Source organism: Methylicorpusculum oleiharenae, from assembly GCF_009828925.2.
Taxonomy (GTDB): Bacteria; Pseudomonadota; Gammaproteobacteria; order Methylococcales; family Methylomonadaceae; genus Methylicorpusculum; species Methylicorpusculum oleiharenae.
This window is the reverse complement of record NZ_WUTY02000001.1, coordinates 406,183-431,147: the sequence shown is the minus strand read 5'-3', so window position 1 is coordinate 431,147 and position 24,965 is coordinate 406,183. Positions and strand designations below refer to the sequence as shown.

17 protein-coding genes, 2 tRNA genes and 3 rRNA genes are annotated in these 24,965 nt (G+C 47.3%); 10 read left to right on the top strand and 12 right to left on the bottom strand.

Annotated elements, in window-relative coordinates:
• Positions 1 to 41: 41 nt before the first annotated feature.
• From spoT to GO003_RS01990, 11 genes are all read right to left on the bottom strand, one after another.
• Positions 42 to 2,210 carry a bifunctional GTP diphosphokinase/guanosine-3',5'-bis pyrophosphate 3'-pyrophosphohydrolase gene (gene spoT, locus GO003_RS02040; RefSeq protein WP_159654797.1) on the bottom strand — a complete coding sequence of 723 codons (2,169 nt, stop codon included), beginning with the start codon at positions 2,208 to 2,210 and terminating at the stop codon, positions 42 to 44.
• Between the two features lie 12 nt (positions 2,211 to 2,222).
• Entirely contained in the window at positions 2,223 to 2,462 is a 240-nt protein-coding gene (gene rpoZ / locus GO003_RS02035; RefSeq protein ID WP_159654795.1) for a DNA-directed RNA polymerase subunit omega, read from the bottom strand.
• A 465-nt stretch (positions 2,463 to 2,927) separates the two neighbouring features.
• A complete protein-coding gene (locus GO003_RS02030) occupies positions 2,928 to 4,100 on the bottom strand; it encodes a phosphoglycerate kinase (RefSeq protein WP_159654793.1) in 1,173 nt (390 codons plus the stop codon).
• 401 nt (positions 4,101 to 4,501) lie between these two features.
• Positions 4,502 to 6,052: a ubiquinone biosynthesis regulatory protein kinase UbiB gene (gene ubiB, locus GO003_RS02025; protein ID WP_159654791.1), complete on the bottom strand. Its 1,551-nt coding sequence runs from the start codon at positions 6,050 to 6,052 to the stop codon at positions 4,502 to 4,504.
• Positions 6,053 to 6,154: 102 nt separating this feature from the next.
• On the bottom strand, positions 6,155 to 6,778 hold the full coding sequence (locus tag GO003_RS02020) for a ubiquinone biosynthesis accessory factor UbiJ (RefSeq protein ID WP_159654789.1): 624 nt from the start codon (positions 6,776 to 6,778) through the stop codon (positions 6,155 to 6,157).
• 128 nt (positions 6,779 to 6,906) lie between these two features.
• Positions 6,907 to 7,656 (bottom strand): bifunctional demethylmenaquinone methyltransferase/2-methoxy-6-polyprenyl-1,4-benzoquinol methylase UbiE, encoded by a 750-nt coding sequence (ubiE, locus tag GO003_RS02015; RefSeq protein ID WP_159654787.1) that lies wholly within the window; start codon positions 7,654 to 7,656, stop codon positions 6,907 to 6,909.
• Between the two features lie 134 nt (positions 7,657 to 7,790).
• The gene (locus GO003_RS02010; RefSeq protein ID WP_159654785.1) at positions 7,791 to 8,174 is read right to left on the bottom strand and encodes a gamma-butyrobetaine hydroxylase-like domain-containing protein; all 384 of its coding nucleotides are present in this window, start codon (positions 8,172 to 8,174) and stop codon (positions 7,791 to 7,793) included.
• A gap of 5 nt (positions 8,175 to 8,179) precedes the next feature.
• Entirely contained in the window at positions 8,180 to 9,505 is a 1,326-nt protein-coding gene (gene hslU, locus GO003_RS02005) for an ATP-dependent protease ATPase subunit HslU (protein ID WP_159654783.1), read from the bottom strand.
• Positions 9,502 to 10,059 carry an ATP-dependent protease subunit HslV gene (gene hslV, locus GO003_RS02000; protein ID WP_159654781.1) on the bottom strand — a complete coding sequence of 186 codons (558 nt, stop codon included), beginning with the start codon at positions 10,057 to 10,059 and terminating at the stop codon, positions 9,502 to 9,504. Before hslV ends, hslU begins: the two co-directional genes overlap by 4 nt.
• A gap of 282 nt (positions 10,060 to 10,341) precedes the next feature.
• The gene (locus GO003_RS01995) at positions 10,342 to 11,193 is read right to left on the bottom strand and encodes a sulfurtransferase (RefSeq protein WP_159654779.1); all 852 of its coding nucleotides are present in this window, start codon (positions 11,191 to 11,193) and stop codon (positions 10,342 to 10,344) included.
• Positions 11,194 to 11,197: 4 nt separating this feature from the next.
• Positions 11,198 to 12,175 carry an NAD(P)H-quinone oxidoreductase gene (locus tag GO003_RS01990; RefSeq protein ID WP_159654777.1) on the bottom strand — a complete coding sequence of 326 codons (978 nt, stop codon included), beginning with the start codon at positions 12,173 to 12,175 and terminating at the stop codon, positions 11,198 to 11,200.
• Positions 12,176 to 12,282: 107 nt separating this feature from the next.
• Here GO003_RS01990 and argC point away from each other — a divergent pair, with 107 nt between their 5' ends.
• Together argC and erpA are read left to right on the top strand one after the other, a co-directional pair.
• The gene (gene argC / locus GO003_RS01985) at positions 12,283 to 13,314 is read left to right on the top strand and encodes an N-acetyl-gamma-glutamyl-phosphate reductase (RefSeq protein WP_159654775.1); all 1,032 of its coding nucleotides are present in this window, start codon (positions 12,283 to 12,285) and stop codon (positions 13,312 to 13,314) included.
• A gap of 65 nt (positions 13,315 to 13,379) precedes the next feature.
• Complete coding sequence (gene erpA / locus GO003_RS01980) at positions 13,380 to 13,712, top strand: iron-sulfur cluster insertion protein ErpA (protein ID WP_159654773.1); 333 nt, start codon at positions 13,380 to 13,382, stop codon at positions 13,710 to 13,712.
• Between the two features lie 41 nt (positions 13,713 to 13,753).
• Here erpA and GO003_RS01975 read toward each other — a convergent pair whose 3' ends face one another.
• Positions 13,754 to 14,863 (bottom strand): anhydro-N-acetylmuramic acid kinase, encoded by a 1,110-nt coding sequence (locus tag GO003_RS01975; protein ID WP_159654771.1) that lies wholly within the window; start codon positions 14,861 to 14,863, stop codon positions 13,754 to 13,756.
• A 209-nt stretch (positions 14,864 to 15,072) separates the two neighbouring features.
• Between GO003_RS01975 and tyrS the strand changes: the two genes are divergently transcribed.
• The 8 genes from tyrS (at position 15,073) to glnE (ending at position 24,936) form a co-directional block, all read left to right on the top strand.
• Positions 15,073 to 16,263 carry a tyrosine--tRNA ligase gene (tyrS, locus tag GO003_RS01970; protein WP_159654769.1) on the top strand — a complete coding sequence of 397 codons (1,191 nt, stop codon included), beginning with the start codon at positions 15,073 to 15,075 and terminating at the stop codon, positions 16,261 to 16,263.
• A 357-nt stretch (positions 16,264 to 16,620) separates the two neighbouring features.
• A 16S ribosomal RNA gene (locus GO003_RS01965) occupies positions 16,621 to 18,155 on the top strand.
• Positions 18,156 to 18,223: 68 nt separating this feature from the next.
• A tRNA-Ile gene (locus GO003_RS01960) sits at positions 18,224 to 18,300 on the top strand.
• A 48-nt stretch (positions 18,301 to 18,348) separates the two neighbouring features.
• Positions 18,349 to 18,424, top strand: a tRNA-Ala gene (locus tag GO003_RS01955).
• 230 nt (positions 18,425 to 18,654) lie between these two features.
• Positions 18,655 to 18,783: a hypothetical protein gene (locus tag GO003_RS26070; protein ID WP_269144311.1), complete on the top strand. Its 129-nt coding sequence runs from the start codon at positions 18,655 to 18,657 to the stop codon at positions 18,781 to 18,783.
• A 23S ribosomal RNA gene (locus tag GO003_RS01950) occupies positions 18,774 to 21,663 on the top strand. The genes GO003_RS26070 and GO003_RS01950 overlap by 10 nt, the downstream gene beginning before the upstream one ends.
• Positions 21,664 to 21,822: 159 nt before the next feature.
• Positions 21,823 to 21,938, top strand: a 5S ribosomal RNA gene (gene rrf, locus GO003_RS01945).
• The 16S, 23S and 5S rRNA genes sit together here with 2 tRNA genes alongside, the layout of an rRNA operon.
• Positions 21,939 to 22,068: 130 nt before the next feature.
• Positions 22,069 to 24,936 carry a bifunctional [glutamate--ammonia ligase]-adenylyl-L-tyrosine phosphorylase/[glutamate--ammonia-ligase] adenylyltransferase gene (gene glnE / locus GO003_RS01940; RefSeq protein WP_159657742.1) on the top strand — a complete coding sequence of 956 codons (2,868 nt, stop codon included), beginning with the start codon at positions 22,069 to 22,071 and terminating at the stop codon, positions 24,934 to 24,936.
• The last annotated feature ends 29 nt before the right edge of the window (positions 24,937 to 24,965 follow it).

The window sequence follows — 24,965 nt, the reverse complement described above, 5'->3', positions numbered from 1 at the left end:
ACAAAAAAGAGTTGTGCGTTGATTGTTGAGGTGTTTTAGATTCAGGCTTTGACGCGGGTAATCTTCAAAACGATCATCAGTTTTCTTAACCGCCGCATGATGTTGGCCAGATGCACCCTGTCCCTGACCGTCAGGGTAATCAAATCGACCGAGACCCGGTCATCCTGGTCAACGACAGTAACATTTTCAATGTTGGAATCCATTTCGGAAATCGTCGCGGCAACGTTTGCCAGCGTGCCCCTCTGATTCAAGAGTTCCAGACGGATTTCTGCAGGAAATTCGCCGGTGGTTTCTTTGCTCCATTCCACATCCAGCCAGCTGGTTTGTTTTTTGCGAATATCGTTACTGTTTCGGCATTCATGGTGATGGACAACGATGCCCCGCCCCGGATTGAAAAAACCTACAATCGAGTCGCCCGGAATTGGTCTGCAACACTTGGCAAGTGTAACCACCATGCCTTCGGTCCCTTTGATGATCAGTGGTGTATCAACGCCCTTTTCGTTATCTTCCAGTTTAATAGCCGCATAAATATCATCCTGACTGAGCCGTTTAGCGACTAGAAAGGGCATTTTATTGCCCAGGCCGATGTCTTCCAATAAGGCATCCAATGAAGGGGAGGAGAGTACGTCCAATAACGTAAAAATACGTTCTTGCGATATGGTTTCCAATTGCAGATTCATTCCCTGCAATTCTTTTTCGAGTAATCGGCGGCCCAGACTGATGGCTTCTTGCTGTTTAAAGTGCTTAAGATACGCGCGAATACTGCTGCGTGCTTTGGCGGTAACGACATAATTCAGCCACAATGGATTGGGTCTGGCCCAGGATGCCGTGATGACTTCGACGGTAACGCCGTTTTCCAGTTGAGTTTGCAGCGGAACCAATTGTTTATCGATGCGCGCGGATACGCACGAGTTACCAATGTCGGTATGAACAGCATAAGCAAAGTCAACAATGGTGGCGCCTCGGGGCAGTTTGATGATGCCGCCTTGCGGGGTAAAAACAAAGACTTCTTGCGGGTATAAATCTATCTTGAGATTATCGATGAACTCCATCGAGTCTCCTGCCGATTTATGAATTTCCAGCAGTTCTCTCAACCATTCATTAGCCCGCATCTGGGCGTGTTCGGTTTTTTCGTTATCGGTTTTGTAGAGCCAGTGCGCGGCTATGCCTGACTCGGACATACGGTGCATTTCCTGCGTTCTGATTTGAATTTCAATGGGAACGCCGTAAGGGCCGATTAATATGGTATGAAGTGATTGGTAGCCGTTGGCTTTGGACAAGGCGATATAGTCTTTAAATCTGCCGGGTACCGGTTTGTAAAGATTATGGACAACACCTAATACCCGGTAGCAGGTGTCGACCTGATCCGACAGAATTCTGAAAGCGTAAACGTCGAAAACATCGTTAAACGAAATCTTTTTGGTCAGCATCTTTTGATAAATGCTGTACAGATTTTTTTCCCTGCCGACCACTTCGCAGGTCAAGCCGGCTTGCTGCAGCCTGTTTTTAATCGAATTTTCAATCGTCTCTACTATTTCCCGACGATTACCGCGGGCTTTTTTGACCGCATTTTTAAGAATCAGCTGCCGCCCCGGATACAGCGCTTTAAATCCAAGCGATTCCAGCTGATGTTTGATTTGATTCATTCCCAGGCGGTTCGCGAGGGGCGCGTAGATGTCCAGTGTTTCGCGGGCTATACGGCGTTTTTTTTCAGGTGGCATTACGCCAAGTGTTTGCATGTTGTGCAAACGATCGGCCAGTTTGACCATGATGACTCTGAGGTCCTTGGTCATCGCCAGAAACATTTTCCGGACATTTTCCGCTTGTGCTTCTGCTCTTGAATGGCTGTCAATCTTGCTTAATTTTGTGACGCCATCAACCAGCTCAGCCACTTCAGTACTGAACAAATGGCCCAAATCTTTTTTTGTCACTGACGTATCTTCCAATACGTCATGTAACAGCGCGGCCATAATGCCTTTGGCGTCCATGCGCATTTCGGCCAGGTAAATCGCCACTGAGACCGGATGACAAATATAGGCTTCGCCACTTTTGCGGAATTGTCCGGTATGGGCTTCCGCTCCGAAATGATAAGCCCGAACGATATCATCGATTTGGGCCTGATCCATGTAGCTTTCCAAAATTGAGCACAAACGCCGCAGCAGTTTATCCTGCGGACGTTCTAGTTCAATGGGATTGGCTACATCCAGCATGATAGGGGGCTCTTAAAATTGGTTGTAATTATCGGAGCTGTCTTCTGCGCGGTGAAGCTGATTGATATTAGTATCGGAAACATGCCCGGCAGCGATTTCTCTCAGTGCGAGAACGGTGTCTTTGTCCTTGCCGCGAGGAATGAATTCTTCAGCTCCCCAGCTAAGCTGGCGCGCGCGCTTGCTGGCAAGAAGAACTAACTTGAAACGGTTTTCTACATGTTTTAAACAATCTTCTACGGTAACTCTAGCCATTTAATAACCTTTCTCTGGATTAATCGATGCGTGTAGCAATCGGAACGTGTGAATAAGGATCCTGAAATCAATTTGGTTGACAGGATATTTTCATTATATAAGAGAGTATTGAATAGACAAAACTCTTACCTTAGGATGAGAATATTCAGTTAAGTCAAATTGTTAGAAGACGGGATTAAAAGTGTTTTCATCAAGAGCAATACCTTCGTCAGGAATCTGATTTGACTATTTGCTCATCGTATAGACCTACTTTAAGTGCAGTATATCGCCAGACAGCGAAAAGTGCTCAATAATCCTGAAATGGACAGTTCGGGAAAGTCGCATAGTTGTAGCTTGCGTTACTCTCGCATCAGGCCTCTTGCCGGATTAAAGGGGTCAGGGAAATGAAGATATTTTTTGTCCAGAGAGCTGGATTGCAGAAACGATCCTGGCCTTCGATGCCAGGATCGTTGGGATGAAGGTTGCCTAAGCGCGTTGAGCCAGGATTGCAACGGCCGGAAGTTCCTTGCCTTCAAGAAATTCAAGGAAAGCCCCGCCGCCGGTAGAGCAATACGATACTTCTGACTCAATGCCGTACTTGTCTATGGCTGCTAATGTGTCGCCGCCGCCTGCAATGGAAAATGCACTGCTTTCGGCAATGGCTTTAGCCATTTCATGAGTTCCGTTGCCGAATTGATCAAATTCGAAAACACCTACAGGGCCGTTCCAGACGATAGATCCTGCGGTTTTTAATATTTTCGCATAGATAGCCGCAGTTTCAGGTCCAATGTCCATAATCAAATCATCGGCTTCAACATCAGCCACTTTCTTGACAGTGGCTTCTGCCGATTCTGAAAATTCTTTGGCACAAACCACGTCAACCGGCACCGGAATTTCACCGCCGTTCTTTTTGGCTTCCGCCATCAGGCGTTTGGCTTCTTCGACCAGATCGGGTTCATACAGTGATTTACCCACCGGGTAGCCCGCTGCCGCGATAAACGTGTTGGCAATGCCGCCGCCGACGATCAGTTGATCAACTTTGCTGGATAATGATTCAAGCACTGTGAGTTTGGTGGAGACTTTGGAGCCGCCAACGATGGCAACCAGCGGTCTGACTGGATTTTCCAGGGCTTTGCCCAGTGCGTCAAGTTCACTGGCGAGCAAGGGGCCGGCACAGGCCACTTTAGCGTGTTGAGCGACGCTGTGAGTCGATGCTTGAGCGCGATGCGCCGTACCGAAAGCGTCCATGACAAAAATATCGCAAAGCGCAGCCATTTTCTTGCCCAGTTCTTCGTTGTTTTTACCTTCGCCTTTGTTGAATCTGACGTTTTCACATAAAACAACTTCACCCGGTTCAATGCTGATGCCGTCGATCCAGTCTTTTTCCAGACGAACAGGTTTGCCTAATAATCCGGCAATATGTTCGGCGACCGGTTTCATTGAAGCTTCTTCGCTGTAAACGCCTTCTTCAGGCCGGCCCAGGTGAGACATCAAAATAACCGCAGCACCCGCTTCCAAAGCGTGTTTGATGGTAGGCAAACTGGCTTGAATGCGAATGTCGCTGGTCACTTTACCGTTTTTGACAGGCACGTTCAGGTCTTCGCGTATCAGTACGCGTTTTCCGGCTAAATCCAGATCGACCATTTTCTTTATCGACATATAAATGCTCCCGTAGAGTTTGTGAGTGGTTAGTTGATCATTAATATTTCTGCGGGAATTATACTGGATTCTCCGCATTAACCTAACGTAGCGCACCGTAATTTCAGCTCTTCCCATTATGATGAAGAAGGGGAGGCAAGCTTTGCGGGGATGTCGGCAGCAGGTATAGCGTTGGACTTTTACATCGGAGGGATCTGGATTTGCTTACGCGGTCTAAGGGCGCCTTCAATCCATTCCGGAATGACGGCGTAGATGTGCTTTCAACTACTAAGGCTAAAATAGCCTGATTTAAATCCGGCACTTGCAAGGCTCTAAATTCGTAACGAAGCTGTAACTAGGGCTCTGAAGGTTGGCTTGGCTTATCGCCAACCCAACCTGCGATTCAATCCAATCAGGCGTTTTTAAGCCATTAATAGCGCTACGCTCACCATCGCCGCGCTGATAATAATCGCCGTCATCAGGCCGTTATGATTTTTTTCGATTTGTTTGCGTAGCTCGTGCATTTCATAATTTTGACGGGTCATTTGTTCGTGAGCATGGGACGCATCGTCCAGCGCTTTAAAAACAAGCATCGGAATTTCGGGGAATTTTTCGGCCAGTTCGGGAAACTGTTGCAGCACTTTTTTGATTTTAGCTTGTGGACCCAAGCGTTCATGAAACCATTTTTCCAAAAACGGTTTTGCGGTTTGCCACAAGTCCAGTTCAGGATAAAGCTGCCGTCCCAGGCCTTCAATATTGAGCAGGGTTTTTTGCAACAGCACCAGCTGAGGCTGAACATGCATATCAAAACGGCGTGCAGTCTGAAATAGTCTTAGCAGCAGATGACCAAAGGAAATGTCTTTTAAAGGCTTTTCAAAAATCGGCTCACAAACACTGCGTATCGCCGATTCAAATTCTTCAACACGTGTTGAACCCGGTACCCAGCCGGATTCCACATGCATTTGTGCGACTCTGTGGTAATCGCGGTTGAAAAAAGCCAAAAAGTTTTCAGCCAGATAGCGTTGATCCGATGGCGATAATGAGCCGACGATACCGAAATCTACAGCCAGATACTTAGCGGGTAATTCGACAAAAATATTGCCCGGATGCATGTCCGCGTGAAAAAAGTTATCTCTGAAAACTTGTGTGAAAAAAATCTCTACGCCGCGTTCAGCCAGTAATTTGAAATCCGCGTTACCTACGCGTAACTGTTCGATATCGCCAACAGGAATGCCGTGTATGCGCTCCATGACCATGACTTTCTGACGGGTCAAAGGCCAGTAAACTTCCGGCACATAAATGAGCTCGGAGTTATCGAAATTTCTGCGCAGTTTGGCGGCATTGGCGGCTTCTCTGACCAGGTCGAGTTCATCCAGCGTGGTTTTTTCAAATTCGGCAACAACTTCCAAAGGTCTCAAGCGCCGGGCGTCTTTCCAGAACCGTTCAGCAAATCGGGCCAGTTCTGATAGTAAGCCTACATCCGACTGTATACGTTTTTCGATATCGGGTCTCAGCACTTTAACGATGACTTTTCTGCCGTCGGGTAATACGGCGGTATGGACTTGTGCGACCGATGCGGAAGCCAAAGGTTTATCGTCAAACTCGGCAAAGGTTTCGCTAATTGTGGCGCCCAGCTCTTTTTCTATGATGGTCCGGGCAACGGCACTGGAAAAAGGTGGGACCCGGTCCTGTAATTTGACCAGTTCATCGGCTATGTCATCCGGCAATAAATCCTTGCGTGTGGACAGAGCCTGACCGAATTTAACGTAAATGGGGCCCAGTTCCTCCAGGGTTTTTCGAATTCTGACACCCCTCGGTTCATTGTGTCGCCCCGTCCAGTAAGCAGGCGATAAATAAACCAAATAACGAATTGGACGAAACAAATGGGTTTTAAGAACAATTTCATCCAGACCGTGGTACACAAGTACCCAGTTGATGTGTATTAAACGCAGCAGAATTTTGGGGCGAATCACGTTTTACCTTTATTTTTATAAAGGCCCAGTGAGCAAGTGGAGGCGGGGCAATCTGGGCTTTAGTGTGGAGCAAGTCGAGCTGGCTATGTTACAAACGCGGCATTAACCGGTTTGTTTTTGTTTTTCTTCTAATAATTTTATTTTATTTAACAGCTGGTCATAATCGCCAGTGAGCGACTCTATGCGGCGAAAGAAAACATCGGTTTCCGGTTTAGACGGCAAATCACGTGTTTCATCCTGCAGAAACTCCCGGATATTCATTTTAAACGTGGACAGGGTGTCCTCATGCCACCGGTAACCTGCCTGCATGAAACTGCTGACATTATGAGCAACGGCTTCACCCGCTATTTGAGAGAGCGGAGTTTGTAGATTGATGTTCAGTTTATCGAATAGTTCCTTGAAGCGGCGGCCGGTTTCAATGTCGCCGGTAATGCTGATTTGGTTGGCATATAAGCTACGTAATGGGGCAAACTTAAAACTCAACAATCCCAGGGCAACCCCCGATCCGGTCAGTGTCGCATCCGGTTCACCTGCAAAATCGTCCATCCATTGGACCATTGATGTCCCCGGGCAGGCATAAACGGTTGAATTGAAGGGGGTTATGACCAGCTTGATTACTTTTCCTGACAAGGGAGACAACAGCAAGCCGATATCGGGATCCAGCGTCAAATAACGGTTGAGTGCAGCTTCAAAAGCCCCGATCAGTAAAGGTTTTAACATCATCATCTTCGTATCGATAATTAAAATGGGCTTTGAATCGGCCTATTGCTCTAGGGCAAAGCCGCTATCCGGTGGGGCTCTCAATATCCTATTTTGATATGTGAGAGCAACCGGTTCCGTGAGTCGGGATTATCTTAAAGTTTGTAGCCCCGGTGCACTGCGACTATACCTTGGGTCATATTATAATAGTCGCAACGCTCCAAACCGGCAGTTTCCATCATGCGCTTTAATTCATCCTGTTTAGGGTGCATGCGGATCGATTCGGCCAGATAGCGATAACTGTTCTCATCTTTAGCGACGATCGCGCCGATTTTTGGCAGCAGATTGAAGGAGTAAAAATCGTAAACTTTTTCCGTCACGGGATCGATGGGATGTGAAAATTCCAGCACGATGACGCGTCCTCCCGGTTTTAAAACGCGATACATGGATCGTAACGCCGCATCCTTATCGGTAACGTTGCGCAATCCAAACCCGATGCAGACACAATCGAAGGTGTTATCTTTAAACGGCAGGCATTCAGCATTGACCTGCGCATAATGAACATTGCCTATCAGTCCATGATCAATCAGCCGGTTTCTTCCGGTTCTGAGCATTTCCGAGTTAATGTCGGCAAGGACTACGCTGCCTTGTTTGCCAACACGTTTTTCAAACAGACGGGTAAGATCGCCGGTGCCTCCTGCCAGATCGAGGACGGATTCGCCGCTCCGAACATTGCTGAGTTGCACTGCAACGCGCTTCCAGATGCGATGGATACCCAGCGACATCAAATCGTTCATTAAATCGTAACTGTTCGCGACCGAGTCAAATACGTCGCGCACAAGAGCCACTTTTTCTTCTTTCGGCACTTGTTTGAAGCCAAAATGGGTGGTGTTTTCGTTTGTCATGTTATTTTCCGTTTAACGGGCAGACCTCTGACGAGCTGCCCATTTTTTCGATTGATGGAAGAGAGCGAGTTATCTAACGGGCTACTCGGAATGATAGGCCACATTAGATTTTCCATTTTTTACTGCTATCCGGTTCAATTTTGGCTGGATCGTTGATAGCCTGCAGCTTTTAGTTTTTCCAGATACGCCGGCCACAGAACCTCCTGTTCATTACCCAGTTGGTAGAGCAGAGACCAGGAGTAAATGCCGCTGTTATGACCATCGCTAAAGTAGGGTGCGACGGCATAATTGCCTATCGGTTTCAATTCGGTAATCGTGACATTCTCTTTGCCGATTTGCAGGATTTCCTGTCCGGGACCGTGTCCAATGGCTTCGGCCGAGGGTGTGAATACCCGCAGGTATTCGTAGGGCAGATTGAAAGTCCGCCCGTCATCGAAACTGATCTCAAGTATTTTGGAAACCTGATGCAACTTGATTTCGGTAGGATTGGTATTGATAGAAGGTGTATTTAATCGCATGATTTTTAGAGAATATAACGGCTTAAATCTTCATCTTGTGCCAACTCATTCAGATTGGCATTAACGTAACTGGCATCAATGATAACCGTTTGCTCATTCAAATCAGGGGCATTGAACGAGATGTCCTCAAGCAGTCTTTCCAGAATGGTATGCAAGCGTCTGGCACCAATGTTTTCAGTGGTTTCGTTGACTTGCCAGCCGAGTTCCGCAATACGCTGAATGCCGTCTTGAGTAAACTGCAAAGTGACACCTTCGGTAGTCAGTAACGCCTGATATTGCTCAGTTAATGAGGCGTCCGGTTCGGTAAGAATGCGCACGAAGTCGTCGGCGCTCAGTGCGTCCAGTTCAACACGGATAGGGAAACGGCCTTGTAACTCGGGGATTAAATCAGACGGCTTGGTTAAATGAAATGCACCTGAAGCTATAAACAAAATATGATCGGTTTTGATCATGCCGTATTTGGTAGAAACAGTACTGCCTTCAACCAATGGCAATAAGTCGCGTTGGACACCTTCACGGGAAACTTCGCCGCCGCCTCCGCCCATTTCGGATCGCTTACAGATTTTGTCAATCTCGTCTAAAAATACGATGCCGTTTTGTTCCACGGCTTCAACCGCACGCATCTTGATGTCTTCCTCATTGACCAGTTTAACTGCTTCCTCTTCCTGCAAGACTTTCAGCGCATCTTTGACTTTCATCTTGCGTGTGCTCTTGCGGTTGCTGTTCAGGTTTTGAAACATTCCCTGCAATTGACTGGTCATTTCTTCCATGCCGGGAGGCGCCATAATTTCAACACCTAAAGAGGTGGCGCGGACATCGACCTCAATTTCCTTGTCATCCAGATCACCTTCGCGCAGTTTTTTACACATTTTTTGGCGTGTTGAATTTTCAGTATCTGAAAAGCCGCCAAATTCTGCGCCCGGCAACAAAATATTTAAGACTTTTTCTTCTGCGGCATCGGCCGCCCTGGACTGAACTTTTTCGACTTCCTCATTTCGCGCCAGTTTGACGGCGGTATCAATCAAGTCGCGAATTATGGATTCCACATCACGGCCGACATAACCGACTTCAGTAAATTTGGTCGCTTCAATTTTGATAAACGGCGCGTTTGCCAAGCGAGCTAAACGGCGGGCAATTTCTGTTTTTCCGACTCCGGTCGGGCCAATCATCAGAATGTTTTTTGGCGTGATTTCTTCACGCATGGCACCGGTCACCTGGCTGCGGCGCCAACGGTTACGCAACGCAATCGCAACGGCACGTTTGGCATTGGCTTGTCCGATTATATGCTTGTCCAGTTCGTGAACGATTTCTTTAGGGGTCATTTGGCTCATTCGGATAACTCTTTGGGTTCTGCGTCCAACTCTTCAATACGCAAATTATGGTTGGTATAAATACAGATATCGGCTGCGATATTTAGAGACCGCTCGACGATTTCGCGAGCGCTGAGATCTGTGTTTTCCAGCAAAGCCCTGGCCGCCGATTGGGCGAATGGGCCGCCGGAACCGATAGCGATCAAATCGTGTTCAGGTTCAATCACATCACCTGTGCCGGAAATGATAAAAGTCGATTTGGAATCGGCAATCGCCAGCAAGGCTTCCAGTTTGCGTAGCGCGCGGTCCGTCCGCCAGTCTTTGGCCATTTCCACGGCTGCTCGGGTCAGATTGCCGCGGTGTTTTTCCAGTTTGCCTTCGAAATGTTCAAACAATGTAAATGCATCTGCCGTGGCGCCTGCAAATCCTGCGATCACCTTGTCATGGTATAAACGGCGGACCTTGCGGGCATTGCCTTTCATGACAGTGTTGCCCAGCGTCACCTGACCGTCACCACCAATGACTACTTTGTCGCCTCTGCGAACGGAGAGAATTGTCGTGCCTCTAAAACTCACGTTTATTTCCTTGGTTAATAATTATTGTTGTCAATTCTACCTGTTCTTGTTCCTTATGGGGAAATGAATCTGAATTGATTGAAGGGGTAATATAAAGGCAGTTTGCCTCAGTTTAAAGGTTTTACGTGAGATGATTTAAATCGAACAGTAAAACAGTCAAAAAGACGTAACTACCCCCCGCATGGAATTGAGGGCATAGGTGCTTGATCCGGCATGAGCAAATTGCATAATAACAGCTCGGTTTAACAAACGAGGAATCACGCCGGTTATGAAAAGTGAGTGTCAGGACTTCTGCTGAACGACAGGGCGGTTTTTATCACGAATCCATTCACTCCAAGATCCTGCATATAATTTTGAGCCTTTCAACCCGGCTATTTCCATAGCCAGCAAATTATGGCACGCAGTAACACCTGATCCGCACATATGAATGGTTTGCTCCGGATTCGTCGTGCCCAGGAGTTGTGAAAACTGCTCACTTAGTTTATCAGCCGGTTTAAATGATCCATCCGCGTTCAGATTTAATTGAAAGGGTCGATTGATAGCTCCTGGCACATGACCCGCGACTGGATCGACTGGTTCTTGAATGCCCTTGAAACGTTCAGGTGTCCGTGCATCGATAAGACAACATTTTTTTCCGGCCAGATCGTTTTGAACCTGTAATGCGTTAACCCAGCGCGAGTCGTCCAGGTAAGGCCTGAACTGTTTGGCCGATAATTTTGGCAAGGTGGTAGTAATGGGAAGCTGGGATTTTTGCCAGTGCGGGATGCCGCCGTCTAGAACAGCGACAGTGTCGTGCCCCAATGTCTTTAATAACCACCACATGCGCCCGGCAAAAGCGCCGCCCGCATCATCGTAAACTACGATTTGTGATTGATTATCAACGCCCCATTGACCGAGTTTTTTGCTCAACAAGCCAAAATGGGGCAAGGGATGGCGACCGGTGAAATCGGTGATGGCTGATGATAAATCCTTATCTAAATGCGCATAGCGGGCATTGGGCAGGTGTCCCCGGCGATACGCACGGGCGCCGGCTTCTGTGTCAGCCAAGGAAAACCGGCAATCGAAAATGATCCAGTTAGGCTGGTTGATAGATGTGGCTATTTGTTCAGGAGAAATGAGTGTTGTGAAGTTCATTACTTTATACCGTTAGTATTATTTTACCGATGTGTTGGCTGCTTTCCATCAGCTCATGGGCTTTATTTGCTTGGGTAAGCGGAAAATGAGCATGGATAATGGGGCGGATTTTACCCGTTTTCAGCAAGGGCCAAACCTGTTCTTTTAGCTTGCCGGCAATTGCTGCTTTGAACACAATATCTCTGGCGCGTAGAGTCGAGCCTGTCAATGTGAGCCGTTTGGCCATCAGAAGCCATAAATTCAGTTCTACTTTGGCGCCATTTTGAATAGCGATTTGGACTAAACGGCCGTCTTCAGCCAGACATTTGAGATTTCGAGCAAAATAATCGCCGCCAATCATATCCAAAACAACATCGATTCCTTGATGGTCAGTCAGCATTAAAACCTCTTTGACAAAATCTCCGGTGCGGTAATTGATGGCCGAATCGGCGCCGAGTTCGACGCAAAATGCACATTTATCTTCTGAACCTGCAGTCACAATGACTTTCGCGCCGAAAGCTTTGGCTAGTTGAATAGCCGTGGTGCCGATGCCGCTGGTACCGCCGTGAACGAGCAGCGTTTCGCCAATTTTAAGCTGGGCCCGGTCAAACAAATTACTCCAGACTGTAAAGAAAGTCTCAGGGAGCGCGGCGGCTTGGACCGTGCTGAATCCATCCGGAATGGGCAAGCATAATTCGGCCGGGGCAAGACAGTATTCAGCGTAGCCCCCACCGGGCACTAATGCGCAAACTTCTGATCCGATGCTCAGTTGGTTAACTGCCGAACCCATCCTTACCACGGTGCCGGCAATTTCTAAACCGGGAATATCAGTGACGCTGGGTGGCGGTGGATAAGCGCCCTGTCGTTGCATTATGTCCGGGCGGTTGACGCCGGCAGCGGCTACGCGTATTAAAACTTCGTTTGGGGCAGGCAGCGGGACAATTCTATTGACTGGCTTTAGGACGTTAAATGAGCCGGGTTCACTTATGTTTATAGCGATCATGTTTTGTGGTATTGAAGCGAGCATTTACAATAGTGATAGGCATGGTTGGAATGAGCTTGATTATAAGCCTCCCAATCGTTTGACAATAGCAATAAGGTAACGAGCGAATGATTAAAGCAGGAATCGTGGGTGGAACCGGTTATACGGGGGTTGAGTTACTGAGGATTTTGGCCTTGCACCCGGCAGTGGAGTTAGTTGCTGTGACTTCGCGTGCCGATGCGGGCAAGCGGATTGATAGCGTATATCCGAGTTTAAGAGGGTTTTGTGATGCCGAATTTTGCGAGCCTTCGGTTGATGCATTGGCTCAGTGCGAAGTGGTCTTTTTTGCGACACCCAATGGCACGGCCATGTTGATGGCTGGTGACTTGCTGGCGCGTGGCATTAAAGTCATTGATCTATCAGCTGATTTTCGGATAAAAGATATTACAGAATGGGAAAAATGGTATGGTTTGACCCATGCGAGCCCGGCTTTGGTAGAAGAAGCGGTTTATGGTTTGCCCGAAGTTAACCGTGATGCGATCAAAAAGGCCCGTTTGGTAGCTTGCCCAGGTTGTTATCCGACTTCGGTGCAGTTGGGTTTTCTCCCGTTGATTGAAAACGGTTTAATTGATAACCGCCGTTTGATTGCCGATGTTAAATCCGGTGTTAGCGGTGCGGGTCGAAAGGCGGAGCTGGCGACATTGATGAGTGAGACGGGCGAAAGTTTTAAGGCTTATTCAGTTGCCGGGCACCGGCATTTACCTGAAATCACCCAGGGGCTCTCTCAGGTGGCAGGGGAAACTGTGGGATTAACCTTTGTGCCGCATTTAACCCCCATGATTCGCGGCATCCATGCGACCTTGTATGCAGGGTTTGACGGTGATTTCGAGACTATTCAGACACTTTATGAGCTACGTTATCAGGACGAAATATTTGTCGATGTGCTGCCCAAAGGTTCGCATCCCGATACTCGAAATGTGCGCGGCAGTAACCGGTGTCAAATTGCGATTCATCAACCCCAGGGCGGTAATACGATAGTTGTGTTATCCGTGATTGATAATTTAGTGAAAGGCGCATCCGGGCAAGCTGTTCAGAATATGAATCTGATGTTTGGTCTAGAAGAAGGTGAAGGATTGCAGACAATTGCTTTGTACCCATAATTCTTGACTAAAACACTAGGTAAAGACATAATTTAATCTAATGCTAATCATTCAAGTAAATTCTTATGACTAATCCAATTATTTTTTCTGACAGTGCCGCAACAAAAGTCGGTGAGTTGATTGCTGAGGAAGGCAACGATAATCTTAAGCTTAGGGTTTATGTATCGGGCGGCGGCTGCTCTGGCTTTCAGTATGGATTTACCTTCGATGAGGAAGTTAACGAAGATGATACCCAGGTTGAAAATGGTGGTGTCACAGTGCTGATTGATTCCATGAGTATTCAGTACTTGAACGGTGCCGAAATCGACTATAAGGAAGATATTTCTGGTGCTCAATTTGTTATTCGTAACCCTAATGCCAAAACAACATGCGGTTGCGGTTCTTCATTCTCTGCATAATCTAAAGAATTGCAGCGGGGCTTTTTTAAAAAAAGCCCTGCTTATCCTTGGTAAATTGCCCCTAATACAACAGCTTTGTTTGCACCGGTAACGGATGCCAGATTTCCAGGTTGATGGTTCATTGTCTGGCGGGCAAGCCAGGCAAAAGCGGTCGCTTCAACATGATCCGGATGCAAATTATAGTGCTCTGTTGATAGCACCTTGATGCCGGATTTCTGCTTCAATAAGTCCATAAGAAACACATTATGCGCGCCTCCTCCGCAAATCAAAATCAAATCTGTCTGATACGCATAACGCTTGATCGCATCGGCGATGCTTTGAGCGGTCAAATGACAAAGGCAGCATTGAATGTCGTTGGGATTGAAATCCGCCAAGCCTTTGACTTTTTTGCGTAGCCAATCTAAAGAAAAGTATTCTTTACCGGTACTTTTTGGCGCGGGATTATTGAAATAATCTTCGTCTAAAAGTTGAGTCATTACTCCCGTCACAGATTGGCCCGATCTGGCCCAATCGCCGTTTGCATCGAAATCCAGGTTTTTATGTTGCTTGATCCATTGGTCCATTAGTCCGTTGCCTGGGCCGGTATCGAAACCTATCACTTTATCAATATGCGTTCCAGGTAAAACAGTGATATTGGCAATCCCACCAATATTCACAACCACACGGTTTTCTTGGTGTGTTCCGAAAAAAGCGTGATGAAACGCAGGCACTAATGGCGCGCCTTGTCCTTTTGCGGCGATATCTCTGCGCCGAAAATCGGCTACCGTAGTAATGCCGGTTGTTTCTGCGATGATATTGGGGTCGCCAATTTGAAGCGAAAATGCAGACTTCAGGCCGGGAGCATGATAAACAGTATGTCCGTGACTGCCGATAGCTTTAATTGCTTGAGAAGGAATATTTGCCTTGGATAAAAGGTTTAAGACGGATTGAGCAAATTGCCGGCCTAATTGAGTGTCAATTGTTCCGTAGTCCTCCAAGAGTATTGGCTGTTGAGCAGAGGTCAGTCTGGCTAGGCGGGATTTAAAAGCGGGTTCATAAGGGCTGTAGTCAAAAGCGATAAACTTTGGCTTTATATCGCTAAAGTCGATAAGCGCGGCGTCAATACCGTCCAGACTGGTTCCTGACATCAGGCCTATGTAAAATTCTGACATTAACTATATATTAAAGTTGAATAGAGCTTAAAGTTTATAGGGATCAAGCTTTGTAAAAATGATTAAGCTGCGATGGTAACAAATGCCTGTCTTTTTCAAAAGCGTTATAAAAAGGGTTTTTTGGAAAAATGAAGCTAAATAAATGATATTATTCGTCGCCTATTAATCGTGCAGATGGCGGTTATTAATGATGACTTGGAGGAGGTAAATTGCAAGATCAACTGAAAAGCCTCAACAGAGGGGCGGATGAAGTTCTGGTTCAGGCGGAACTTCAAAAAAAACTGGAAGAGGGTCGGCCTCTAAGAATTAAGGCAGGATTTGATCCTACCGCTCCTGATCTTCATTTGGGGCATACCGTTTTAATTAACAAGCTTAAACAGTTCCAGGATTTCGGGCACGAGGTACTTTTTTTGATTGGTGATTTCACTGGAATGATAGGTGATCCCACCGGGAAAAATGTAACGCGTAAACCGTTGACTCGAGAAGAAGTGCTGGAGAATGCGAAAACCTATCAGGAGCAGGTTTTCAAGATTTTGGACCCCGCTAAAACCCAGGTTGTATTTAATTCTTCTTGGATGAATGACATGAGTCCTGCCGAGTTAATTCAGTTGGCAGCCAAGCATACCGTGGCAAGAATGCTGGAGCGAGATGATTTTCATAAGCGCTATAAAGGCGGTCAACCAATTGCTATTCATGAATTTTTATATCCCTTGATTCAAGGATATGATTCTGTGGTGATGAAGGCTGACGTTGAATTAGGTGGTACCGATCAAAAGTTTAATTTACTGATGGGGCGCCATTTGCAGGAAACTTATGGTCAGAAACCTCAGGTCGTCATTACGATGCCTATATTGGAGGGGCTGGACGGCGTGCAAAAAATGTCCAAGTCGCTCAATAACTATGTGGGAATTGCCGATTCGCCCGATGATATGTTTGGCAAGCTCATGTCTATTTCGGATGTGCTGATGTGGCGATATTTCGAGCTCCTGAGTTTTCGATCCGAAGATGAAATTGAGAACTGGCGCAGTGCCTGCGGTGCGGGTGCGAACCCCAGAGATTATAAAGTTAAATTGGCACTTGAAATTATAGAAAGATTTCATGATGAATCGGCTGCGACTAAGGCAAAAGAGAATTTCGAAGCAAGATTTCAGAGAGGCTCTATTCCGGATGAAATGGATGAATTTGAGTTTGATGCGTCTGACGAAGGTTATGCCATTGCAAATCTACTAAAGGATGCGGGACTAACCGAGAGCACTTCTGAGTCTATGCGAATGATTAAGCAGGGCGCGGTAAAGATAGATGGGGAAAGAGTTGCTGATGCCAGGATATCAGTATCTGCAGGGAGTGAACATGTTTATCAGGTTGGTAAAAGGAAGTTCGCAAGAATCAAGCTGAAATGACGCGATTAGCCGTCGCCAAAGAAAGTTCAAAACAAAAGCTTGACAGATTAGAAAGATATTGTAGAATGTGCAGCTCTTCAGCGGTCAGGACGACGGTGAGGGGTCAGGGAGGGAAGAAAAGTTAAACAAGGTGTTGACAACGAAAAGCGAGTCTGTATAATAGTCAGGCTCAACAGGGCGAAAGTCCTGGCTCTTTAACAAGTCGATCAAAATAATTTGTGTGGGTGCTTGTGGCGCGATGTCTGGCAGTTAAAAAGATAATCGACGCAAGTATTACACGTTAATTCAAGTAATGACGTTTAATTCTGAAGTCGAGCCAAGATTGGTCACTCATCTAACTGAGTGGCAAACCATATTAAACTGAAGAGTTTGATCATGGCTCAGATTGAACGCTGGCGGTATGCTTAACACATGCAAGTCGAACGGTAACAGGCCTTCGGGCGCTGACGAGTGGCGGACGGGTGAGTAACGCGTAGGAATCTGCCTGGTAGTGGGGGACAACGTGGGGAAACTCACGCTAATACCGCATACGCCCTACGGGGGAAAGCGGGGGCTCTTCGGACCTCGCGCTATCAGATGAGCCTGCGTTAGATTAGCTAGTTGGTGGGGTAAAGGCCTACCAAGGCGACGATCTATAGCTGGTCTGAGAGGACGATCAGCCACACTGGGACTGAGACACGGCCCAGACTCCTACGGGAGGCAGCAGTGGGGAATATTGGACAATGGGCGAAAGCCTGATCCAGCAATACCGCGTGTGTGAAGAAGGCCTGAGGGTTGTAAAGCACTTTCAATTGGGAGGAAAAAAGTAAGGCCAATACCCTTGCTCTTGACATTACCTTTAGAAGAAGCACCGGCTAACTCCGTGCCAGCAGCCGCGGTAATACGGAGGGTGCAAGCGTTAATCGGAATTACTGGGCGTAAAGCGTGCGTAGGCGGTTATTTAAGTCAGATGTGAAAGCCCTGGGCTTAACCTGGGAACTGCATTTGATACTGGGTAACTAGAGTTTAATAGAGGAGAGTGGAATTTCAGGTGTAGCGGTGAAATGCGTAGAGATCTGAAGGAACACCAGTGGCGAAGGCGGCTCTCTGGATTAAAACTGACGCTGAGGTACGAAAGCGTGGGTAGCAAACAGGATTAGATACCCTGGTAGTCCACGCCGTAAACGATGTCAACTAGCCGTTGGGTCTTTTAAAAGACTTAGTGGTGCAGCTAACGCATTAAGTTGACCGCCTGGGGAGTACGGCCGCAAGGTTAAAACTCAAATGAATTGACGGGGGCCCGCACAAGCGGTGGAGCATGTGGTTTAATTCGATGCAACGCGAAGAACCTTACCTACCCTTGACATCCAGAGAATCTGTTAGAGATAGCGGAGTGCCTTCGGGAACTCTGAGACAGGTGCTGCATGGCTGTCGTCAGCTCGTGTCGTGAGATGTTGGGTTAAGTCCCGTAACGAGCGCAACCCTTATCCTTAGTTGCCAACAGGTCAAGCTGGGAACTCTAGGGAGACTGCCGGTGATAAACCGGAGGAAGGTGGGGACGACGTCAAGTCATCATGGCCCTTATGGGTAGGGCTACACACGTGCTACAATGGCCGGTACAGAGGGCCGCGAACTCGCGAGAGTAAGCAAATCCCAGAAAGCCGGTCCTAGTCCGGATTGCAGTCTGCAACTCGACTGCATGAAGTCGGAATCGCTAGTAATCGCGAATCAGAATGTCGCGGTGAATACGTTCCCGGGCCTTGTACACACCGCCCGTCACACCATGGGAGTGGGTTGCAAAAGAAGTAGGTAGTTTAACCTTCGGGAGGGCGCTTACCACTTTGTGATTCATGACTGGGGTGAAGTCGTAACAAGGTAGCCCTAGGGGAACCTGGGGCTGGATCACCTCCTTACAAAGACGCGCCGACACGTGTCATGAGTACCCACAACAAATTATTTTGATCAAGCACGACACGAGCCTGGGCCTGTAGCTCAGTTGGTTAGAGCGCACCCCTGATAAGGGTGAGGTCGGAGGTTCAAGTCCTCCCAGGCCCACCACCTTGCAAAGCGCCAAGGCCGGTAGACGGGCGAGGGAACCTACTTAATGGGGCCATAGCTCAGCTGGGAGAGCGCCTGCCTTGCACGCAGGAGGTCAGGAGTTCGATCCTCCTTGGCTCCACCAAGAAAGACACAGGCTGTCGACGATACATCAACTCTATAAGACTTTATCCTGCCCTTTGTTTAGGCAAGCGGGGCGAGGTTTTATAGACTTGATAAGTAACATCATCAAGGCTCTTTAACAATTTGGAAATCTGTACACTGTAAATTCATAGCTGGAATGCGCAAGCATAAAAGCGAAGAAGATACATAAACGAGTTCAAGAACACCGAAGCGCAAGCGAAGGTGAACTGAATGAGTTCTCAAGCAGAAAAAAAAGCGAACATGTCAGCTGATCAAACCACAGCCGGCCTGGAGCACAGGGTAACCCAGAAACGGGAAGCCACTGAACGCCAGACTGATTGGGGTTATATGGTCAAGTGAATAAGCGCATACGGTGGATGCCTAGGCGATAAGAGGCGATGAAGGACGTTGTAGCATGCGATAAGCCGCGGGGAGTTTGCAAACAAACTTTGATCCGCGGATTTCCGAATGGGGAAACCCAGTCAGGATAACCTGACTATCCTGCACTGAATACATAGGTGTAGGAAGCAAACCCGGAGAACTGAAACATCTAAGTACCCGGAGGAAAAGAAATCAACCGAGATTCCCTTAGTAGTGGCGAGCGAACGGGGACCAGCCCTTAAGCAATTAAGGCATTAGTGGAACAGACTGGAAAGTCTGGCGATACAGGGTGATAGCCCCGTACACGAAAATGCCTCAGTTGTGAAAACGAGTAGGACGGGGCACGTGAAACCTTGTCTGAATATGGGGGGACCATCCTCCAAGGCTAAATACTCCTTATCGACCGATAGTGAACCAGTACCGTGAGGGAAAGGCGAAAAGAACCCCGGAGAGGGGAGTGAAATAGATCCTGAAACCGTATGCGTACAAGCAGTAGGAGCGGACTTGTTCCGTGACTGCGTACCTTTTGTATAATGGGTCAGCGACTTAATCTCAGTGGCAAGCTTAACCGAATAGGGGAGGCGTAGCGAAAGCGAGTCTGAACAGGGCGTTCAGTCGCTGGGATTAGACCCGAAACCGGGCGATCTATCCATGACCAGGCTGAAGGTGAGGTAATACTTACTGGAGGGCCGAACCGGGATCTGTTGAAAAAGATTCGGATGAGTTGTGGATCGGAGTGAAAGGCTAATCAAGCTCGGAGATAGCTGGTTCTCCTCGAAAGCTATTTAGGTAGCGCCTCGTGTATAACTGTTGGGGGTAGAGCACTGTTTCGGCTAGGGGGTCATCTCGACTTACCAACCCGATGCAAACTCCGAATACCAACAAGTTTCAGCACGGGAGACACACGGCGGGTGATAAGGTCCGTCGTGAAAAGGGAAACAGCCCAGACCGTCAGCTAAGGTCCCCAAATCTATGCTCAGTGGGAAACGATGTGAGAAGGCCCAGACAGCCAGGAGGTTGGCTTAGAAGCAGCCATCCTTTAAAGAAAGCGTAATAGCTCACTGGTCGAGTCGGCTCGCGCGGAAGATTTACCGGGGCTAAGCATAGTACCGAAGCTACGGGATTGCACTTTAGTGTAATCGGTAGAGGAGCGTTCTGTACGCCTGTGAAGGTCACTTGAGAAGGTGGCTGGAGGTATCAGAAGTGCGAATGCTGACATAAGTAACGATAATGGGGGTGAAAAACCCCCACGCCGAAAACCCAAGGTTTCCTGCGCAACGCTAATCGACGCAGGGTTAGTCGGTACCTAAGGCGAGGCCGAAAGGCGTAGTCGATGGCAAACAGGTTAATATTCCTGTACCGGTCGTAACTGCGATGGGGTGACGGAGAAGGCTAGGTTAGCTACCTGTTGGAATAGGTAGTTTAAGCGTGTAGGGAGTCAGACTAGGCAAATCCGGTTTGGCAATCCTGAGGCGTGATGACGAGTCTCTTTAGAGACGAAGTAACTGATGCCATGCTTCCAAGAAAAACCTCTAAGCTTCAGGTTACGAGTGGCCGTACCCTAAACCGACACAGGTGGGTGGGATGAGAATTCTAAGGCGCTTGAGAGAACTCGGGTGAAGGAACTAGGCAAAATGGTACCGTAACTTCGGGAGAAGGTACGCCTTGAGTAAGTGAAAGCCCTCGCGGTTGGAGCTGAAAGAGGTAGCATTAAACTGGTGGCTGCGACTGTTTAGCAAAAACATAGCACTCTGCAAACACGAAAGTGGACGTATAGGGTGTGACGCCTGCCCGGTGCCGGAAGGTTAATTGATGGGGTTATCTTCGGAGAAGCTCTTGATCGAAGCCCCGGTAAACGGCGGCCGTAACTATAACGGTCCTAAGGTAGCGAAATTCCTTGTCGGGTAAGTTCCGACCTGCACGAATGGCGTAACGATGGCCACACTGTCTCCACCCGAGACTCAGTGAAATTGAAATCGCTGTGAAGATGCAGTGTACCCGCGGCTAGACGGAAAGACCCCGTGAACCTTTACTATAGCTTGACACTGGACTTTGAACCTATTTGTGTAGGATAGGTGGGAGGCACTGAAGCAGCAACGCCAGTTGTTGTGGAGCCAACCTTGAAATACCACCCTGGTATGTTCGAAGTTCTAACCTAGGTCCATTATCTGGATTGGGGACAGTGTCTGGTGGGTAGTTTGACTGGGGCGGTCTCCTCCTAAAGAGTAACGGAGGAGCACGAAGGTGTGCTCAGCATGGTCGGAAATCATGCGATGAGTGTAAAGGCAAAAGCACGCTTGACTGCGAGATAGACACATCGAGCAGGTACGAAAGTAGGTCTTAGTGATCCGGTGGTTCTGAATGGAAGGGCCATCGCTCAACGGATAAAAGGTACTCCGGGGATAACAGGCTGATACCGCCCAAGAGTTCATATCGACGGCGGTGTTTGGCACCTCGATGTCGGCTCATCACATCCTAGGGCTGAAGCAGGTCCTAAGGGTATGGCTGTTCGCCATTTAAAGTGGTACGCGAGCTGGGTTCAGAACGTCGTGAGACAGTTCGGTCCCTATCTGCCGTGGGCGTTTGAGATTTGAGGGAAGCTGCTCCTAGTACGAGAGGACCGGAGTGGACGAACCTCTGGTGTTCCGGTTGTCACGCCAGTGGCATTGCCGGGTAGCTATGTTCGGACAGGATAACCGCTGAAAGCATCTAAGCGGGAAGCCCCTCCCAAGATGAGATCTCACTGGGACCATGAGTCCCCTGAAGGGCCCTGGGAGACTACCAGGTTGATAGGTCAGGTGTGGAAGTGCAGTAATGCATGAAGCTAACTGATACTAATTGCCCGTGAGGCTTGACCATATAACACCCAATCGGTTTGGGTGGTGTAAGCCGACAGACGCTTTAAATATGCGAGAACGTGTACAGATTTCCAAAGAGACGGCTGAAGCCGACGCACTAGACCCCTAGCGCGCCCTTCGACGCCTCAATGCGGCAGGATTGACCTGCCAAACCAGTTTGCCTGGTGACCATAGCGAGCGTGGCCCACCCGATCCCATCCCGAACTCGGCAGTGAAACCGCTTAGCGCCAATGATAGTGTGGCAGTTTGCCATGCGAAAGTAGGGAATCGCCAGGCTCTTATATCAAACCCCATCCAGGTTAATCCCTCGATGGGGTTTTTTTTTGGTTTTTCTTCTTAATCAGACATCGTTTTTAAGTACAATCACATAAAATAATGCCAAAAACTGAACTTAATTAGGTTTTGAATGCTTATAGATCATCTAAATCCACTTCTTATTTCCTTGACTTCCGAACTACGTGAGTCTTTGATCGGATCAGTTCAAAAATGGGAAGAAAAAACCACAAAAGTAGACCCGTCTTTTCATTATCCCGAAAAACTTTTAGCTTCGATGGGGCAAGTCTGGCTGGCTAGTCCTTTTGTCTCAGAGAGCTGTATTCGTGATTCAGACATATTAAAAGATTTAGTGATTACAGGTGATTTATTTTCAGCCTATAAAGAAGGCGTCTATGCAGAAAAACTAGAAGGTCTTTGTATTCAATCTGAAGCTGAATTGATGGTTGAGTTAAGACGCTTTCGCCGTAGGGAGATGGTCAGAATCGCCTGGCGTGATCTGGCAGGTTGGGCTGGATTAGTTGAAACCTTAACTGAACTGACCTGGCTGGCAGAGTCGTGTATTCAATATGCATTGAATTATTTATATCAGCAAGCTATCGCCATTTCAGGTATTCCATTGTTAGTTGATGGTTCTCCACAACAAATCGTAGTGTTGGGTATGGGGAAACTGGGAGCATGGGAGTTGAATTTTTCATCGGACATCGATTTGATTTTTGCTTTTGCAGAAGACGGCGTTTTAAACGATAGAAAGCAAACTACCTATGGCGAATTTTTTACAAAGATTTGCAGGAAACTGGTTAAAGTTCTGGATGAAGTAACTGTCGAGGGTTTTGTATTTAGAACAGATATTCGTTTACGTCCGTTTGGAGATAGTGGGCCTATCATTATGACTTTCGATGGCATGGAAAATTACTATCTGACTCAGGCCCGAGAATGGGAGCGCTATGCCATGATAAAGGCGAGGCAGGTTGCAGGAGATCCTAAAACCGGACCGCAACTCATGGCGATGTTAAAGCCTTTCGTTTATAGGCGCTATATTGACTACGGTGCATTTGAAGAGCTGCGTAGTCTCAAGTATATGATTACTCAGGAGTTACAAAGAAAAGACCGCTTGGATAATATAAAACTCGGTCCGGGTGGGATACGGGAAATTGAATTTATAGGCCAGGCTTTTCAGCTCATAAGAGGCGGGCAAGAAAAATCATTGCAAAAACGAGGCATTCTTGACGTTCTCCGGACGTTATTAGACTTAAATTTGATCAGACAAGATGATGCTGAGCATTTGATTTACGCTTATCAATTTTTACGCAAAGTTGAAAATCATATTCAGGAATATCAGGATAAACAAACCCATGATCTGCCGACGGATCGCAATGTTCAGTTTATTTTGGCTAGGACTATGGGCTATGCAGAATGGTCGGCTTTTAAAGCAGATTTGGAAAATGTGCGTAAAGCAGTGCATGAGGTATTCGATCAAGTCTTCTCTCTATCCAAACAGGATAAAAAAAATCTCGACGCAGACTCGGCATGGTCAGCTAATAAAGATGATATGGATCTTGTCGATACGCTGCATGTATTGGGTTTTCAGCAAGGCGAAGACATTCTTAATGCAATTAAAGATTTTAAACATTCTGCAGCAATCAGACGATTAACAACCAAAGGCGCAGGTGTTATTGACAGGCTCATGCCTCAGCTGATGGAGACAGTGCAATCTGTCAACAATCCGGATGAAACCTTTAAACGCATACTCACATTATTTGAAGCTGTAGCCGGGCGGAATGTTTATTTATCGTTGCTTTCAGAAAATCCCGAAGCGCTTGCGCAGTTAGTTAAGTTGTCTGCGGCCAGTCCCTGGATCTGTGATTATTTATCTCTTTATCCTATTTTATTTGATGAGTTAATGGATCCTCAAAGGCTTTATGATCCATTAAAAAAACCAGATTTGATGCGTGAGCTCAATCGCATGTTAGCCGATGTTGATCATGAAGATACGGAGCAAGTGATGATGAAACTCAGGCAGTTCAAGCATTTGAATGAGTTGAGGGTTGCTGCTGCCGATATCATGGAGATCATTCCGATCATGGTGGTCAGTGATTATTTAACCTATATTGCGGAAGTCTTATTGGAAAAATCGCTGCAAATTAGCTGGCAGGAACTCACAACAAAGCATGGGCTTCCACCCGAAACCGATAATGAGTACTTGGGTTTCGGTATTTTAGCTTTTGGTAAATTGGGCGGTATCGAGCTGGGTTACGGATCGGACTTGGACTTGGTCTTTCTTTATAACTGTAACGATAATCAAGCCAATACCAATGGTTCAAAACCAATAACATGCTCGCAGTTTTACGGCCGGTTAGGCCAAAAAGTCATGCATATGCTCAATACCCGCATGCTTTCCGGAATTCTGTATGAAGTGGATATGCGACTTCGTCCCAGTGGCAATTCCGGGCTTTTAGTAACGCCTGTCAATACTTATGAGGATTACTTGCGGAACAACGCATGGACTTGGGAGCATCAGGCGTTAGTACGAGGCCGATTTATTGCTGGTGATCCGAAAATCAAAACGGAATATGAACACATTCGTAAACGTATTCTTACCCTGCCCCGAGATACTCACGGATTGAAAGCAGACGTACGTGATATGCGCGAAAAAATGCGGGAAAACCTGGCCTCAAAAAACTCCGCGCTATTCGACTTAAAACAGGGCAAAGGTGGTATTGTTGATATTGAGTTTATAGTACAATTTGCGATACTCAATTTTGCCTCCAAACATGAATCGCTAGTGACTTATACCGACAACATCAGGTTATTGGAAGGCTTAAGTGATTGTGGCTATTTGGCAACGGCGGATGCAGAAGAGCTCAAGCGTGTTTATTGCAAATACAGGGATTTTGGACATAAACAGGCTCTTCAGGGAAAGCGCCCAGAAAGTTCAAATATTGAATTCATTGAGGAACGTGCCACTGTCAGCAGGTTATGGCATGACTTGATGGAATGAATTTTAAGAAAAGCAGATTTCTCATGATA